Source organism: Nocardia pseudobrasiliensis NBRC 108224 (genome assembly GCF_001613105.1).
GTDB classification, from domain to species: Bacteria; Actinomycetota; Actinomycetes; order Mycobacteriales; family Mycobacteriaceae; genus Nocardia; species Nocardia pseudobrasiliensis.
In genome coordinates this window covers 130,167-145,694 of record NZ_BDBS01000027.1, presented here as the reverse complement: position 1 = coordinate 145,694, position 15,528 = coordinate 130,167, and the positions used below count along the sequence as shown (strand labels likewise).

Here is a 15,528-nt window from a genome sequence, read left to right as displayed (position 1 = left end):
CCGTTATTTGTGTCGCTGATCGGCTTGACCCTCGACCGAGTCGAGAGGTGATGCTTGGTGCCATGGAGGGCTTCTACGGGATAGGTCGGCTTGCGCGCATGAGTGGGCTGACTATCAGCGCGCTGCGGTTCTATGACGGTGCGGGTGTGCTGACACCGGCGGTCATCGATCCGAACACCGGTTACCGCTGGTACTCCGGCGATCAGGTGGTGATCGCGCAGTTGATCTGCCGGTTGCGCCGTACCCGGATGCCCCTGCCCGACATCAAGCAGATCGTGGCTTCCCGGCATATGCCGGAACGCGTCGATGTCCTGCTCGCCGCGCACCTCGAACGCTTGGAACAAGGTCTCGCCGACGCCCGTCGGCAACTGTCCGACATCCACTCACTACTGAATACGAAGGAGTCCCCGATGACTACGACCCTGACCTTTACCGGATCGGATTTCCGTACGGCTCTGGCAGCGGTTCGTTTCGCTGTGAGCACCGACCCCGCACTGCCGGCGCTCGGTGGTGTGCTGCTCGACACCATCGCCGGTACGGTCAATCTTGTTGCCACCGACCGATACCGGCTCGCCGTCGCACCCGCACCCGCCGACGTCGAGGGCCCCGCGTGCGCGGCGGCTGTGCCCGCTGCCTTCCTCGACAGCATCGCCGCAACCGAGGCCGCGCGGGTAGTGCTGACCATCGAAGGCGACACCGTAACCGCGCGGGCGGGAGGATTGACCTGCACCGCCACGGTGATCGACGAGGTGTTTCCCGACTATCGCAGGTTGATGCCGTCCGAGGACGCCGAGGGCGTCCGTATCGGAGGACGGCTGCGACATGCCATCGTGAACGGTCCCTCCCTCACCCAGCGACGAGATGCGGACGGGATCGAATTCGAGACCGTCGTCCTGTCCACCGACGACCGCGGCGACATCGTGATCTCCGACGGTACGGAGGGTATCGCGGTCAATCGTGAGTTCATCCTCGAGGCCATGGACGCCGCTGGGGAGGGGCAACTGCACCTCCGCCTGGACGGGCCGATCACCCCGCTGATCATCCACTCGGCTCGCTCGACATCGCTGCTGATGCCGGTGCGGCTGTAGCGATTTTGCTCGATGCCCAGACCGCGAAGCCATGTCGCCGCCTCGCCGACAAGTTTCGGCATCGGGTTCAGCTATGCGCCGAGCGGTGGGTGCTCGAGCACGCGGGGCTTGTACTCGACCAGTTGGATGCGGTCGTCGAAGGTGCGGTGCTCGAGCATGTCGAGGGCGATGTCCGGATAGCCGTCGTAGATGCGTTCTGCGCCTGTGGCGCCGGTGATCACGGGGAACATCACGACCCGGAATCGGTCGACGAGTCCGGCTCGCAGCAGGGACCGGCACAGGCTGAGGCTGCCGATCGTGGTGAGGAGCCCCGAACCACTCGACTTCATGGCGCGGACCGCCTCGACGGCGTCGTCGCGGACGAGTGTGGAGTTGGCCCACGTCAGTGGCTCCTCGAGGGAGGAGGAGAACACCACCTTGGATGCCTGGGTGAGCTCGTCGACGGACGCCTCTTCCTCGGGCCGGAACTCGTCCTGGCCATTGGGGACCTCGCCGGCGGCGAAGCCCGACATCAGGCGGTAGGTGTTGGCTCCCATCAGGTAGGTGGCCTTGGGCTGCTCGCCGAGCCATGCGAGGTACTCCGGCCCCTCGAGGCCCCAGAACCCGGGCCATCCCTCGCCCGATGCGTAGCCGTCGAGGGAGGTGATGAAGTCGACGAGAAGCTCCGACATGGCGGTGTCCTTTCCTAGGGTGTCACGAGTTTCGACCGGCCTTGAGCCACAAACTCATCGGCGCGCGCGGACGTTCGGCGGGTTCGACGTAGGGTGAGGCTCGTGGAGTCGGACAGCAAACTGGAGGACTTACGGTCGGCGCTCTCGTGCGTCATGGAGAAACTCGGCGCCGAGAGTCTCACCGAGCCCGACCGGATCGAGTTGGTAGCGCGCGCCGAGGTGGTTCAGGACCAGATCGACGCGATCCAGGACGGCGATAATCGGTTGCGCTGAGGCGGTCAGCGTCCGGCGAGTTCGGCGACGATCGGAGCGAATCTTTCGGCGAAGTCGGCGCCGAAGATGAAGTAGGAGAAGCCGATTTCCTCGCGGCGGCGGTGGATTTCGTCGGCGGCGGCCGCGGGATCGTCCGGAAGGACGGTCAGCGCGTCCGCCGCGCGGAGGGCGGCGGGGTCGGTGTCGGGGGGTGCCATATGGGGTGCGACGTAGTCGCCGATGACGGGGACGGCGAGGGCGAGTTCGAGGTTTTCGGCGGTGCGGAACTCGTGTGCCAGGCGTGTGACCTCGGTTCGGGACTGATCGCCCAGGGCGAAGGTGACCGTGTCCGCGACCTCGGCCGCCAGTGCGCGGGCCTTCGGGCCGAGTACGGCCATGGCCACCGGGGTGTGATGGTCGGGGCCGTCGAGTTCTCGCAAGCGCTCGATGGTCTCGCGGACCTGTCCCAGTCGCTCGCTCGGCGGTGCGGCGAGCACGCCCTTGTCACGCAACTCGTCCTCGATTCCCGGTCGTCCGGTGCCGATGCCCATTTCGAAGCGGCCGTCGGTGAGCCGTGACAGCGAATGCGCTTCCCACGCCGTGAGCCAGGGCGCGCGCAGCGGCGAGGCGTACACCCATGTGCCCATCCGCAGGTCGGTCAGGGTCGCGGCGGTGGCCAGCAGGGGGGCGGGCGCCGGTTGGGTCAGTGGGAAGTCGGGCACCAGCAGCGTCGAGTAGCCGCTGTCGGCGATGCGGCGCACGCGATCTCGCCATGTCGGCAGGTCGGTCATGAGCGGGGCGACGACTCCGAATCGGAACGGTTTGGTCATGAGAGTCTCCTTCGGTATCTCCGGAAACATGGACGGCGGATCGGTCCGCAATTCATCGGTCCGGCATTCCGTACCAGGTGGCGATCGCGGCGGCGTGGTCGCGCAGGGAGGTGCGGAACCATCGCGGTTCCAGCGCTTGCGCGTCCGTGGCGAGTTGCCACAGCGCCCATTCGGCGTGTTTCGGGTCCTGGAAGGTCACCTGTAGGCGCAGCCAGCCGTCCGGGTCGAGTTCCTCGACGCGGACGGCCAGGGCGGTGCTCAGGAGTTCTTCTCGCCGTGCGGGTTTCACCCGAACCAGTACGGTGATGTGATCGCCGCTCGCGCGGAATCGTGTGCTGCGTTCCTGCCAGGCTCGGTCCAGATCGACGCGGTCGGGGCGTTGCGCGGGGTCGGGGAGTTCCTCGGCGGCCAGGATTCGGGACAGTCGGTAGGTGCGGTCCGCGCCGGATCGCATGGCCAGCAGGTAGCCCTGGTCTCGGACGGTGACCAGGCCGATCGGGTCGACCGTGCGCCACCGCGGGGTCTGGCCCACCGCGGCGTAATGAATGCGCAGTTTGTGACCGGTCACTACCGCGCGCCGGACCTCGGTCAGCACGGCGTCGGGCGCCTCCCCGGCGGCCAGTGGACGTTCGAACAGGTCGATCTCCGGATCGATGAGCAATCGCTCGGCCGCGCCGGCGACGGTGTCCCGGTGGCTTTCCGGCAGCGCGTCGACCACCTTGCGGATGGCCGAGGCCAGTGCCGCGCCGAGGCCGAAAGCCTGTGCGCCGCGCCGTGATCCGGCGACCAGCAGGGCGAGGGTCTCGTCGTGATTCAGTCCGGTGAGCTCGGTTCGGAAACCGGGTAGCAGTGCGAAACCGCCGTGCCGCCCGCGTTCGGCGTACACGGGTACACCGGCCGCGGACAGCGCCTCGATATCGCGCAGCACCGTGCGGGTGGACACCTCCAGCTCGCGGGCCAGCGCGGGCGCGGTCAACCGACCGTGGCGGCGCAGCAGCAGCACCAGCGAGACCAATCGGTCGGCACGCATACGAAAAACCTTCGCGGAAATACATGACACAGGATGTCGTGATTGGTTGGCAGCCTTATGAGTATGACGAACAAGAACGTGGCCACCGAACCGAACGACCTGGGCAAGTACTTCATAGAGCGCGCCAACGCGGGCGATGTCGATGGTTTGGTGGCGCTGTACGAGCCGAACGCCGTGCTGGAATTCCCGCCCGGCCACCTCGCGACCGGACATGCGGAGATCCGCAAGGTGTATGAGCAGTTCGTCGCGGCGGCGCCGACGCTCTCGCCGGGCAGGCAGCATCCGGCGCTGGTGAGCGGCGATCTGGCATTGACGGCCACCACCCTGACCACCGGTGAGGTGACCGTCGAGATCGCCCGTCGCCAGCCCGACGGATCGTGGCTGTTGGTGGTGGATCAGCCCTCACTGGTGCCGTAGCGGATACCGCGACCGCAGCCGGTCGCGGAAGTGGGTCGGGGCGAGGCGCGCGCCTGGGGGAGTGGTGAGCGCGTCGCCCCGCACCGCGTCCCCGTCGATGGTCCAGTCCAGCGTCGCCAGTACGAATTCCATGAACTGGGTGGCCGCACGATCGAATACGGAATCGGGCCCGCCTCGACCGGGTTCTGGTTGGGCCGGTTCGGATCGGTTCCATTCGAGATATTGCTCGGGGCTTTCGCTAGCCTGGTCGGTGAAGTTGGTCGGGGGAGCGGTGGTACCGCGAATGGCGAAGGAGGGCACTATGACCGAGAACATCGAGGTGATCGTGATCGGCGGGGGGTACGCCGGTGTCATGGCGGCCAACCGCCTGACTCAGCGCGGCGACGTCACCGTGACACTGATCAATCCGCGTCCGACCTTCGTGGAGCGAATCCGCCTGCACCAGTTGATCACCGGCACCGGCGAAGCGGTCGTGGACTACCGCAAGGTTTTGGCCGAGCGCGTGCGGCTGGTGGTCGACACCGTGACCCGGATCGACGCGCCCGCTCGCCGCGTGACGCTGAGCTCCGGCGATACGGTCGGCTACGACTATCTGATCTACGCCGTGGGCAGCGGCAGCGCCGACCCGCAGGTGCCGGGTGCGGCCGAATTCGCTTATCCGATAGCCGATCTGGAGCAGGCGCACCGACTGCTGCCGGTCCTCGACGCGACGCCTGCCACATCCCCGGTGACGGTGATCGGCGCCGGTCCGACCGGTATCGAAACCGCCGCCGAACTCGCCGCGCGGGGCCGGGCGGTGACCCTGGTGTGCGGCGGCGAGCTCGGCCCGTACCTGCATCCGCGCGGTCGGCGGGCGGTCGCCCGTCGGTTGAACAAGCTCGGCGCGGCCGTGGTCGAGGGCCCGGATACGTTGGTACAAGCCGTGACTCGCGATACCATCCGACTCGCCGACGGCCGCGAACTGCGGAGCGCGGTGACCATCTGGACCGCCGGATTCGGCGTACCGGATCTGGCCGCCCGCAGCGGCCTGAGCACCGACGCCGTGGGCCGTCTGCGCACCGACGAGACGCTGACCAGTGTCGACGACGACCGCATCATCGCGGCGGGCGACGCCGCCGCGCCGTCGGATCTGCCGGTTCGAATGGCCTGTCAGACCGCGATGCAATTGGGTCCGCAGGCCGCCGAGACCGTGCTCAGCAGGATCGCCGGCACGCAGCCCGCGCCGCTGGACGTCGGATCCGTCGGCCAGAACATCAGTCTGGGCCGCCGCGCGGGCGTGACGCAGCTGTCGCGGCGCAACGACAAGGCGACGCGGTTCTACCTGAGTGGATGGCTCGCCGCGCTCGGCAAGGAATTCGTCTGCCGCAGCACTATTCGGACATTGGCCTACGAGGCCCGCAAACCGGGCGCGCGCACCTGGTGGATCAAGGATCGCGAGCGCCGCGAACTCCTGCGGGCCCAGCGCGGCGAGGCGCTGCCCACCAAGTGACGACTCACTACCTGTCGACGAGTTCGTATTTGTAGAAGACGTTGGCCTGACGGCCTTTCGGCGCGCCGGAGGCGAATCCGAAGCACAGTCGCGGTGCGCCCGAGGCGATCTGGATCGCCATGCCCTCCGGCTCGCGATAGTCCAGCGACTTCCCCGCCTGGCTCAGCTCGTGCTGCACCCGCGCGCCCGTGCGCAGATCGACACTGGTGATGTAGGTGTTGCCGGGCGGGGGATTGTCGTCGCCGTAAGCGTTTCCGCTCAGCAGGTAGAGGTAGTTGCCGTAGGCGGTGTAGCCCTGGAAGGTGCCCAGATCGTCGGGCTGGGCGATGTCGTAGAGCCGCGTCGTCCCGCCCGCCTTCACCGTCGCCAGCTCGAATACCGCGTAGCGGAAAGCATTTCCATCCGAATAGCGCATGATCAGCCGATCGGTCGAGGGATCGATCGCACAGGTGGTGATGCTCGCACCGGCCACCGGACTGTACTTGGTGAGTTCGGGCGAGGATGCGGTGAGGGTGCGGCCGTCGGCGAATTCGAACCGCCCGAGTCGCGTGCCCCGTGCGCTGCCACCATTGCTCGCCGCATCGGTCTCGGTCCACAGGAAGGCCGAGGATCCCGACGGCTCGACCCCGATCTGCACCCCGTGCCCGAAGCCCATCAGATACATGTGGCCGAGCACCGACCCGTTCTCGGACAGTTTGGTCAGGCACAGATCCCCGGCGGCATCCGATCCGCCGCCGTTCTTCAGCTGCACCGCGTAGATATGCCCGTGGGCGTTGTCGACGGCGAAGGACTGCAGGACGGTCTCGTCGTGCAGTGATTTGCGCCAGAGCAGGGTGGTCGAGGGCGCGGTCAACTCGAATCGGCCCGCGGGTACCGCGGCGCGGGCGGTGATCGGACGGGTGGTTGTCAGGGCGGCGGCCGTGAGACCGGCGCCGAGCTGGAACAGACTGCGGCGAGACACTGACACGAGTCCGCATTGTGCCCGCTGCCGCGGAATTCTGCAGGGCGAGAGATCGGCTGCCGCACAGGCAAATTGAAACAATCTGGCTGCGTCGAATCCGTGGACGCAAGCATTTCACATGGCTAACATTCGCGCATGGTGACGGGATATCTCCTCCGGCGCGTGCTGCAGTCGGTCATCGTCGTCGTGCTGGTCGCCGTCCTCACCTTCACGCTGCTGCAGCTGCTGCCGGGCGGTCCGGCCCGCGCGATCCTCGGGCCCAAGGCGACCCCGCAGCAGATCGACACCTTCATGCACCAGAACGGCTACGACCGGCCGCTGTTCGCCCAGTTCCTGCACTGGGCGGGCGGTGTTCTGCACGGTGACCTGGGCTATTCCTACAAGCTCAATCAGCCGGTCCTGGATGTGATCACCGAGCATCTGCCCAAGACACTCATCCTGATGACGCTGTCGACCGTGGTCGCCCTGATCGTGGCCGTGCCGATCGGGATCTATCAGGCCCGCAGCCGCAACACCCTCGGCGACTACACCGTGACCGGCCTGTCGTTCGCGTTCTACGCCATGCCGAGCTTCTTCCTCGGCGAACTGCTGATCCTGTTGTTCGCCATCGAACTGCACTGGTTCCCGCCGGTCGGGCCGAACGGTGACAGCCTCGCCGAGATCTTCGGTCAGGTCTCCGGGCTGGTGCTGCCGGTGTCGACACTGGCGTTGATCACCATCGCCTCCTTCAGTCGATATGTGCGCTCGTCGGTGATGGAGAACCTGCAGCAGGACTATGTGCGCACCGCGCTGGCCGGGGGCGCGAGCGACGGCCGGGTGCTGCTGCGGCATGTGCTGCGCAATTCGCTGATCCCGATCGTCACCCTGCTCGGCATCACACTGCCGAACCTGTTCGCGGGCGCGCTGATCACCGAGCAGGTGTTCAACTATCCCGGGATGGGTTTCATCTTCGTCCAGGGTGCGCAGGTGCACGACTACCCGATCCTGCTGGGTATCGGCCTGCTGGTCGCTATCGCGACCGTCGTGGGTTCGCTGCTCGCCGATATCGGTTACGCCGTGCTGGATCCGAGGGTGAAGTACTGATGACCGATATCACACGAAACGTTCCCGGCCGAGCGCTGCTCGAGAACAAGCTGGCCCTGGTCGGCCTCGGGCTGATCGCGCTGTTCCTGCTGTTCTGTTTCGTGGGCCCGCTGATATATCACACCGACCAGATCACCACCGATCTCGCGGGCGCCAATCAGCCGCCGAGTGCCGCGCATCCGCTGGGCACCGACGATGTCGGCTACGACGAACTCGGCCGATTGATGGCGGGCGGACGCGCCTCACTCGAGATCGGGGTGGCCGCCTCGATCATCGCGACTGTCTTCGGCGCGTTGTGGGGCGCGATCGCGGGTTTCGTCGGCGGCGTGCTCGACGCGGCGATGATGCGCGTGGTCGACACCCTGCTCGCGATTCCGACGCTGTTTCTGCTGCTGATCCTGTCCTCGATCTTCACCGCCTCGGTCGGGCTGCTGATCGTGGTGGTGTCCTTCGCGGCCTGGCTGACCCCCGCGCGGCTGGTGCGCGGGGAGACATTGTCCTTGCGCACAAGGGAATACGTGCAGGCCGTCACGATGATGGGCGGCGGCAACGGCCGCGCGATCGTGCGGCACATTGTGCCCAACGCGATCGGCACCATCGTGGTGAACGCGACCTTCCAGGTGGCCGACGCGATCCTGCTCGTCGCCGCGCTGAGCTATCTCGGCCTCGGCATGGCCCCGCCGCATGCCGACTGGGGCAATATGCTTTCCAACGCAACGGAATTCGTGCAGAACGGCTATTGGTGGATGATCCTGCCGCCGGGTATCGCGATCATGCTGGTCGTCATCGGTTTCAACTTCCTCGGCGACGCGCTGCGCGATGCGCTCGAGGTCCGGCTGCGGAGGCGCTGAAATGACCGAGCCGGTACTGGAACTCGACGATCTGCATACCACGATCGAAGTCCGTGACGGCGTCGTGCACGCCGTGGACGGGGTGTCGCTGCGGGTCGGCCGTGGCGAATTACTCGGGCTGGTAGGCGAATCCGGCTGCGGTAAGACCATGACGGCCCTGTCGATCCTGCGGCTGCTGCCCGAGGGCGGCCGGATCGCCTCCGGCCGCATCCTGCTCGGCGGCGAGGACATCGCGCGGCTGCCCGAACCGGAGTTGCGCCGGATTCGCGGCGGCCGGATCGGCATGGTCTTCCAGGACCCGCTGAGCTCGCTGAATCCAACCCTGCCCATCGGCAGGCAGGTCGGCGAACCGCTGGAACTGCATACCGACCTCTCGCCCGCGGCCCGCCGCGAGCGCGTGCTCGAGGTGCTCGGCCTGGTCGGGCTGCCGCGCGCGGCCGAGCGATCGAACGACTACCCGCATCAGCTCTCCGGCGGAATGCGCCAGCGCGTCATGATCGCCCGCGCGCTGGTGTGCGAGCCGGATCTGCTGATCGCCGACGAGCCGACCACCGCGCTCGACGTGACCATCCAGCATCAGATCCTCGAGCTCATCGATGAACTGCGCGCCAGGGTCGGCATGGCCGTCATCCTGGTCACCCACGATCTCGGCGTGGTGGCCGGACGCGCGGATCGAGTCGCGGTGATGTACGCGGGGCGCATCGCCGAACTCACCGACACCAGACAGCTGTTCGGCAATCCGCGCCACCCCTACACCGAGGCGCTTTTCGAAGCGCTGCCGGAGAATTCGGCCGATACCGGCGACCGGCTGTACAGCATTCCGGGCCTGCCGCCGGAACTGCTCGATCCCCCGCGCGCCTGTCGATTCGCGCCGCGCTGCCGCCATGCGACCGACCGCTGCCGCGCGGAGGAGCCACCGCTGCGCGGGGAGATCGCGGGCCACGACTACGCCTGCTTTCACCCGGTCGGCGATTCCGAACTGACAGAACCGACCGGTCGCATCGATGTGCGTGAACCAGGCCGCGCACCCGCCGTACTCGACGCCCCGGCCGCCGCGGTCGCGCCGCCGCTGCTCACCGTGCGAAACCTGGTCAAGGATTTTCCGGTGACCTCGGGCGCGATCCTGCGCCGACGAGTCGGCGCGATATCCGCGATCGCGGATGTGAGTTTCTCCGTCGCCGCGGGCGAAACCTTCGGCCTGGTCGGCGAATCCGGCTGCGGTAAGTCCACGATCGGCCGCTGCGTCGTGGGCCTGGAAACCCCGACCGGAGGCAGTATCGCCATCGAGGGCGATACGCATCTGGTGTTCCAGGACACCTACTCCTCCCTGGATCCCCGCATGCGGGCCGGGACCGTAATCGCCGAACCCCTGGTGATCCACGGCGTCGGAACCCGCGCGCAGCGCGCGGCCCGGGTGCGGGAACTGCTCGGCGAGGTCGGCCTGCCCGCGGCCGCGGCCGAACGCTATCCGCACGAGTTCTCCGGCGGCCAGCGCCAGCGCCTGGCGCTGGCCCGCGCGCTGGCGCTGGAACCGAAACTCATCGTCGCCGACGAACCGGTGTCGGCGCTGGACGTCTCGATCCAGGCACAGATCCTGAATCTGATGAGCGATCTGCGCCGCCGCCACGGCCTGACCTACCTGTTCATCTCCCACGACCTGTCGGTGGTGCGCTATCTGTCCACCCGGATCGGCGTGATGTATCTGGGCAAACTGGTCGAATCCGGTCCGGCCGCCGAGGTCTATCGCACCCCGCGCCACCCCTACACCCACGGCCTGATCGGCGCCGTCCCGATCGCCGATCCCTGGGCCGCGCGCGAGCGCCTCGGCGTCATCGCGGGGGAGCTGCCGTCGGCGCGAAACCCACCGTCGGGCTGTCGATTCCGGACCAGATGTCCACTGGCGCAGGAGATCTGCGCGCACGAGGAGCCGCCGATGCGGCCGTTCGGCGCAAACGGTCATCAGGCCGCCTGCCATTTCCCGCTGGCCGGTGAGCCGGCGCAGGATGTGCCCCACAGAGAGGAAGTCCGGGGATGAGGGTGAGAAGATTACCGAGCGCGGTCGGTGCGCTCGTATTCGCGATATCGGTGCTGTCCGGATGTGGTTCGGGCGGTACGCATTCGGGCGGCGCGCCGCAGGAGGGTGGCACCGCGGTCTTCGCCGAAGCGCCCGGCACCCAGCCGAATTGGATCTTCCCGTTCTACGACGCGGCCCACAACAGCGGGTACGCCACGGGCGATCTGCAGTATCTGATGTACCGCCCGCTCTACTGGTTCGGCGACGCGCAGGGCGGCATCGGCCTCAACGAGACCAAGAGTCTGGCCGCGCCGCCGAAGTTCAGCGACGACAACACCACGGTCACCATCGATATCAAGCCCTACAAGTGGTCCAACGGTGAGGACGTCAACGCGAAGAACGTCCAGTTCTGGATGAATCTGCTGCTGTCGCAGAAGCAGAACTTCGCCCAGTACGTCGTCGGCCAGTTCCCCGACAATGTGCGATCGGTGACCGCGACCGGTCCGCGGCAGATCACCCTGAAGCTCAACGACTCCTACTCCCCGACCTGGTTCACCGGACAGGAGCTCGTCCAGATCACGCCGCTGCCGCTGGCCTGGGACAAGACCTCCGACGCGGCCGCGCCGGGCAGCGGCGGCTGCGCCGAGGACCAATCAAAATGCGAGGCGGTCTACAAGTATCTGTACGAGAAGAGTAAGGACCTGTCCACCTACGCCACCGATCCGCTGTGGCAGGTCGTCGACGGCCCCTGGCATCTGACGAATTTCGATGCGCAGGGCCATATCTCGTTCGATCCGAATCCGTCCTACAGCGGACCGGACAAGCCGCGTCTGGCGCACTACAGGATGGAACCGTTCACCAGCACCGACGCCGCCTTCAATACACTGCGCGCGGGGAACGCCATTTCGGTGGGTTCGGTCCAGGTGACCAATCTTCCGGAGAAGAAGGCGTCGCAGGAGCTGCCGTCCACGAATCCGTTGCAGGCCAATTACAATCTGGTGCCCGCCTACGGTTGGGGCTGGAGCACCTCCATTCTGAATATGGCCAATCCGACATTCGGGGCCACCTTCAATCAGCTCTACATCCGCCAAGCCCTGCAACTGACGCTGGATCAGGAAACCGACGTCGACTCCGCGATGCGCGGTTACGGCGCGATCACCACCGGCCCGGTGCCCATCAAACCGGAGAATCCCTATATCGCCGACGCCGAACGGGGTTCGGGCCCATATCCTTTCGACAAGGCGAAGGCCCGGGCGCTGCTGACGGGACACGGCTGGACAGATCAGGGTGGCGTGATGACCTGCACCAATCCCGGCGCGGCCGACAACCAGTGCGGTGCGGGCGTCGCGGCGGGCACCAGATTGCAGTTCACTCTCGAATACTCCACGGGCAACCCGATCTACGGCCGGGTCGTGCAGCAGTGGAAGTCCGACGCCGCCCAGGCCGGAATCGTCTTCGATCTGAAGGGGCAGGAATTCAATACGGTGATGGACGACATCAGCAACTGCCACGGTTCGGGTCCGGCGTGCGACTGGCAGATCGGCTTTTTCGGCTACCAGCAGTACAACGCCGTGCCGACCGGTGATCAGCTGCTGCTGCCGGGTTCGAGCGCCAATATCGGCAGTTACAACGATCCCAAGCTCACCGAGCTGATCAACGCCACCCTGCACTCCGACGACAAGAAGGCGTTCGCCGACTACGAGGAGTACGCCACCCGGACCCTGCCCGGGCAGATCAATATGCCGCTGCGCACCTATATGGAGGTCGTCGCCAAAAACCTCGGTGGCGTGGCCTTCCCGGCGGTGCAGACCGGCCGCGCGCCCGAGGACTGGTACTTCACGAAGTGATCCGGACCGCCCCGATCAGCTCGGCCACCGCGGCGCGATCGACCTTGCCGTTGCCAGTCAGCGGCATCGTCTCGATCACCACGCAGCGGCGCGGGACCTTGTAGGGCTCGATCAAGGCCCGCAATCGGGTCAGCACCTCCGCCGCGATCACCGGACCCGACACCACCAGTACGGCGTGGGTGTCGGGGCCCGGGGGGACCACCGCGGCGGAGCGCACCTCGGGCACCTCGCGCACGGCCGCCTCGATCTCCAGCACGCTGACCCGGTGGCCGCGCTCCTTGTAGACATCGTCGCGGCGGCCGTCGAGGTAGAGGTAGCCGTCGGCGTCCAGCCAGCCGAAATCGCCGGTGCGCAGGAACCGCCGCCCGTCGGTGGTGTCGCCGAAGCAGCGTTCGGTCTGTTCGGCGCGCCGCCAGTATCCGGCCATCACATGCGGTCCGCGCACGACGAATTCGCCGATCTCGCCGGGTGGCAGTTCGATATCGCCGGGATCGAGGACGACGACCTCGGTACCGGCCAGCGGTCGGCCCGACGCGCCCGGGCGGCGCAGATCCTCGTCCGGCGGCATGATCGCCACCCGTTTACATTCGGTCAGCCCGTACATGATCTGCAGGCGCAGCGCGGGCAGGGCCGCGCGCAGGGCGCGGGCGGTATGCGCGGGCATGGCCGCGCCGGTGGTGGTGAGCAGCCGCAGCGTGCCGGGAATGCTGCGGGCCCGGCCGAGCAGCCACACCAGGGTTTCCGCGATCGGCGGGGTCGCGGCCAGCACGGTCGCCCGCGCGCGCTCGAGACCGCGCAGCAGCGCCACCCCGCCCTCGGCGGGCGCGCCGAGGCAGATGTGCGCGCCGCTGATCGCGCCCAGGAACAGTTGGTACAGGCCGTAGTCGAAGGCCAGCGGCAGCGGGACGAAGACGGTATCGCCCGGGGCGTAACGGATCTCGGATTGAATCGCCCGCGCCGCGAACAGCAGTTGTCGATGCTCGGTGACCACGGCCTTCGGCAGCGACGTGCTGCCGGAGGTGTAGATCAGGCAGACGGTATCGGTCGTCGCGACCGCGGGCGTCTCGACGATCGGGGCGTATTCGGCCGCCGCGCGGCCGATTTCGGCGCTGCCGTACACCGCGACCTCGGCCGGCGCGTCCGGATCATCGGTGAGCAGGACCGCGGGTTCCAGATCGCGCAGCACATGTTCGAGCGCGGGCCCGCGGACCTGCTCGTGCAGCACACAGAACGCCGCCCCGAGCCGCGACACCGCGTACAGCACCGCGGTCGTCGGCGCCGAGGCGGGCAGCCGCAGCGCGACCCGATCGCCGCGCCGCACGCCGACCGCGTCGAGCCAGCCCGCCAGGCGCAGACTCGCCTCGCGCAATTCGCCGTGGGTGAGCGTGGATTCACCCGCGGTGACGGCCCTGCCGTCCGGCGTCGTCCGAGCGCGCTCGTCCAGCAGCTCGTGCAACAGCCCGGCGTCGTTCACGATTCGCGCCGATCACGGACGACGAATTCGGTCAGGGAACCGACCGTCCGCACGGTGTCCGGATTCAGCTCGTGCGGATCGACGCGCACGCCGAATTCGTCCTCGAGCCGGGTCAGCAGTTCGACGATCGACAACGAGTCCAGCGCCAGATCGTCGAACAGCAGTGTCTCGGAGGTGATTTCGCCGACCGCGCCGGATTCGCCGCCCGCCGTGCGCCGGATCACCTCGTGGATCTCCCGCACCAGCGGATCCTCGTCGAAGCTCACCAGATGTTGATGGGTGAACAGATCGTCCTCGGTGTCGCGCGTGCGGATCAGATGCGCGCGACCCTCGTGGACCAGCACCTCGGCCGGATAGCCGCGCCCGTTCATATGGGTGATCGAGGCGCTGGGACCGTAGGCGCCGGACTGGAATACGCCGAGCACCTCCCCGCGCGCGATCGGCGGCAGCTCCACATCCTTGCCGATGATGTCGGTCGGCGTGAGCAGCAGCCCCGTCACCGTGCACGGCCCGGCGGATTCCCGATCGAGGTCGCTCAGCAGCGCCATCGGGAAGTTCCGCTTGAGATAGGTGCCGGTGCCGACCGCCGACATGTGCTGATGGGTGCCGCCGTCGGTGATGACGAAGCGCTCTCCGCGCGAGGTCTTCACCGACCGCGCCCGCACGGCGTAGGTTCCGCCGGGGCCGACCAGAAATCGCCCGGGTTCGATCGCGATTCGCGCATCCGGATACCGCAGCCCGAATTCGGCGACCGCGGCATTGACGCCCTCGGCCAGTACGTCGAGGTCGACCTCGCGCTCGTTGGGGAAGTAGGGAATTCCGATGCCGCCGCCGATATCCACCAATTCCATTGTGATGCCGAGCTGTTCGCTCACCTTGGTCGCCAGATCGAGGATGCGGCGGGTGTTGTCCACCACCACCCCGGCGTCCAGGATGCGGGTGCCGGTGAAGCAGTGGATGCCGATGATCCGCAGATGCGGATGGCGGGCGAGCAGATCGGTCGCGGCCAGCACCTGCTCCTCGTCGATGCCGAACTCCCGGGGCTTACCGGCCATCGTCAACCGGCCGCCGCGCACCCCGAACGCCGGATTCACCCGCAGCAGCACCCGCGGCCGCCGTCCGGCCTCGGCCGCCAGCTCGTCCAGATCGGCCAGTTCGTCGAAGGATTCGCAGATCACCGCCCGGATGTCGAGGTCGATGAGCCGCCGCAGATCCTCGCGGCTCTTACCCGGACCGGTATAAAGGATGTCACCGGGTGCGACCCCGGCCCGCAGCGCACTGGCCAGCTCACCCGGGGAGCAGACCTCGGCGAGGGCCCCGGCCCGGTGCAGCAGTCGCACCACGCTGATGTTCGGATTCGGTTTGAGCGAATAGAAGATGTCGATCCTGTCGTGCAGGCGCGCCCGCAGATCCCGATAGGTGCGTTCGATCACGGCCCCGTCGTAGATGTAGAGCGGAGTTCCGAACTCCGCCACCAACTTCGAGATACCGATGCCTTGCACAGAAAACTCGGACACGCCA

Annotated in this window: 15 protein-coding genes; 8 read left to right on the top strand and 7 right to left on the bottom strand. The window is 67.3% G+C overall.

The window, feature by feature from the left end:
• Positions 1–50 precede the first annotated feature (50 nt).
• On the top strand, positions 51–1,088 hold the full coding sequence (locus tag NP4_RS21585; RefSeq protein ID WP_082876083.1) for a DNA polymerase III subunit beta family protein: 1,038 nt from the start codon (positions 51–53) through the stop codon (positions 1,086–1,088).
• A 71-nt stretch (positions 1,089–1,159) separates the two neighbouring features.
• Here the strand turns inward: NP4_RS21585 and NP4_RS21580 are convergent, their stop codons facing one another.
• On the bottom strand, positions 1,160–1,759 hold the full coding sequence (locus tag NP4_RS21580) for a dihydrofolate reductase family protein (protein ID WP_068000593.1): 600 nt from the start codon (positions 1,757–1,759) through the stop codon (positions 1,160–1,162).
• A gap of 102 nt (positions 1,760–1,861) precedes the next feature.
• Between NP4_RS21580 and NP4_RS21575 the strand changes: the two genes are divergently transcribed.
• Positions 1,862–2,032 (top strand): hypothetical protein, encoded by a 171-nt coding sequence (locus NP4_RS21575; RefSeq protein ID WP_156524929.1) that lies wholly within the window; start codon positions 1,862–1,864, stop codon positions 2,030–2,032.
• Positions 2,033–2,037: 5 nt separating this feature from the next.
• On the opposite strand, the gene NP4_RS21570 is transcribed toward NP4_RS21575, so the two are convergent.
• Together NP4_RS21570 and NP4_RS21565 are read right to left on the bottom strand one after the other, a co-directional pair.
• Complete coding sequence (locus tag NP4_RS21570; protein WP_068000741.1) at positions 2,038–2,841, bottom strand: LLM class flavin-dependent oxidoreductase; 804 nt, start codon at positions 2,839–2,841, stop codon at positions 2,038–2,040.
• Between the two features lie 52 nt (positions 2,842–2,893).
• Positions 2,894–3,871 carry a helix-turn-helix transcriptional regulator gene (locus NP4_RS21565; RefSeq protein ID WP_068000588.1) on the bottom strand — a complete coding sequence of 326 codons (978 nt, stop codon included), beginning with the start codon at positions 3,869–3,871 and terminating at the stop codon, positions 2,894–2,896.
• Between the two features lie 63 nt (positions 3,872–3,934).
• On the opposite strand from NP4_RS21565, the gene NP4_RS21560 reads away from it, so the two are divergent.
• Positions 3,935–4,288 carry a YybH family protein gene (locus NP4_RS21560; protein ID WP_211335841.1) on the top strand — a complete coding sequence of 118 codons (354 nt, stop codon included), beginning with the start codon at positions 3,935–3,937 and terminating at the stop codon, positions 4,286–4,288.
• Here the strand turns inward: NP4_RS21560 and NP4_RS21555 are convergent.
• Entirely contained in the window at positions 4,274–4,603 is a 330-nt protein-coding gene (locus NP4_RS21555) for a hypothetical protein (protein WP_147287909.1), read from the bottom strand. The two genes, NP4_RS21560 and NP4_RS21555, sit on opposite strands and share 15 nt — an antisense overlap.
• Between NP4_RS21555 and NP4_RS21550 the strand changes: the two genes are divergently transcribed.
• Positions 4,590–5,777 carry an NAD(P)/FAD-dependent oxidoreductase gene (locus NP4_RS21550; RefSeq protein WP_068000583.1) on the top strand — a complete coding sequence of 396 codons (1,188 nt, stop codon included), beginning with the start codon at positions 4,590–4,592 and terminating at the stop codon, positions 5,775–5,777. The two genes, NP4_RS21555 and NP4_RS21550, sit on opposite strands and share 14 nt — an antisense overlap.
• A 7-nt stretch (positions 5,778–5,784) precedes the next feature.
• Here the strand turns inward: NP4_RS21550 and NP4_RS21545 are convergent, their stop codons facing one another.
• Positions 5,785–6,744 (bottom strand): phage baseplate protein, encoded by a 960-nt coding sequence (locus NP4_RS21545; protein ID WP_082876082.1) that lies wholly within the window; start codon positions 6,742–6,744, stop codon positions 5,785–5,787.
• Positions 6,745–6,873: 129 nt separating this feature from the next.
• On the opposite strand from NP4_RS21545, the gene NP4_RS21540 reads away from it, so the two are divergent.
• Genes NP4_RS21540 through NP4_RS21525 form a run of 4 tightly spaced genes read left to right on the top strand, consistent with a single transcriptional unit; the run spans position 6,874 to position 12,533 of the window.
• Positions 6,874–7,821, top strand: coding sequence for an ABC transporter permease (locus NP4_RS21540; RefSeq protein WP_068000580.1), 948 nt, complete (start codon positions 6,874–6,876; stop codon positions 7,819–7,821).
• Positions 7,821–8,672, top strand: a complete 852-nt coding sequence (locus tag NP4_RS21535; protein WP_068000577.1) for an ABC transporter permease — start codon at positions 7,821–7,823, stop codon at positions 8,670–8,672. The genes NP4_RS21540 and NP4_RS21535 overlap by 1 nt, the downstream gene beginning before the upstream one ends.
• Position 8,673: 1 nt before the next feature.
• Positions 8,674–10,707 (top strand): dipeptide ABC transporter ATP-binding protein, encoded by a 2,034-nt coding sequence (locus NP4_RS21530; RefSeq protein ID WP_082876081.1) that lies wholly within the window; start codon positions 8,674–8,676, stop codon positions 10,705–10,707.
• A 2-nt stretch (positions 10,708–10,709) separates the two neighbouring features.
• Positions 10,710–12,533 (top strand): ABC transporter substrate-binding protein, encoded by a 1,824-nt coding sequence (locus tag NP4_RS21525; protein ID WP_169813783.1) that lies wholly within the window; start codon positions 10,710–10,712, stop codon positions 12,531–12,533.
• Here NP4_RS21525 and NP4_RS21520 read toward each other — a convergent pair.
• Positions 12,523–14,007: a class I adenylate-forming enzyme family protein gene (locus NP4_RS21520; RefSeq protein ID WP_068000569.1), complete on the bottom strand. Its 1,485-nt coding sequence runs from the start codon at positions 14,005–14,007 to the stop codon at positions 12,523–12,525. The genes NP4_RS21525 and NP4_RS21520 overlap by 11 nt on opposite strands.
• Positions 14,004–15,524, bottom strand: a complete 1,521-nt coding sequence (lysA, locus tag NP4_RS21515) for a diaminopimelate decarboxylase (protein WP_169813782.1) — start codon at positions 15,522–15,524, stop codon at positions 14,004–14,006. The genes NP4_RS21520 and lysA overlap by 4 nt, the downstream gene beginning before the upstream one ends.
• Between the last annotated feature and the right edge of the window lie 4 nt (positions 15,525–15,528).

Excerpts from the sequence above, each read along its gene's own strand:
- NP4_RS21585 (WP_082876083.1), top strand. The coding sequence starts at position 51 with ATGCTTGGTGCCATGGAGGGCTTCTACGGGATAGGTCGGCTTGCGCGC.
- NP4_RS21580 (WP_068000593.1), bottom strand. The coding sequence starts at position 1,759 with ATGTCGGAGCTTCTCGTCGACTTCATCACCTCCCTCGACGGCTACGCA.
- NP4_RS21570 (WP_068000741.1), bottom strand. The coding sequence starts at position 2,841 with ATGACCAAACCGTTCCGATTCGGAGTCGTCGCCCCGCTCATGACCGAC.
- NP4_RS21565 (WP_068000588.1), bottom strand. The coding sequence starts at position 3,871 with ATGCGTGCCGACCGATTGGTCTCGCTGGTGCTGCTGCTGCGCCGCCAC.
- NP4_RS21560 (WP_211335841.1), top strand. The coding sequence starts at position 3,935 with ATGACGAACAAGAACGTGGCCACCGAACCGAACGACCTGGGCAAGTAC.
- NP4_RS21550 (WP_068000583.1), top strand. The coding sequence starts at position 4,590 with ATGACCGAGAACATCGAGGTGATCGTGATCGGCGGGGGGTACGCCGGT.
- NP4_RS21555 (WP_147287909.1), bottom strand. The coding sequence starts at position 4,603 with ATGTTCTCGGTCATAGTGCCCTCCTTCGCCATTCGCGGTACCACCGCT.
- NP4_RS21540 (WP_068000580.1), top strand. The coding sequence starts at position 6,874 with ATGGTGACGGGATATCTCCTCCGGCGCGTGCTGCAGTCGGTCATCGTC.
- NP4_RS21535 (WP_068000577.1), top strand. The coding sequence starts at position 7,821 with ATGACCGATATCACACGAAACGTTCCCGGCCGAGCGCTGCTCGAGAAC.
- NP4_RS21530 (WP_082876081.1), top strand. The coding sequence starts at position 8,674 with ATGACCGAGCCGGTACTGGAACTCGACGATCTGCATACCACGATCGAA.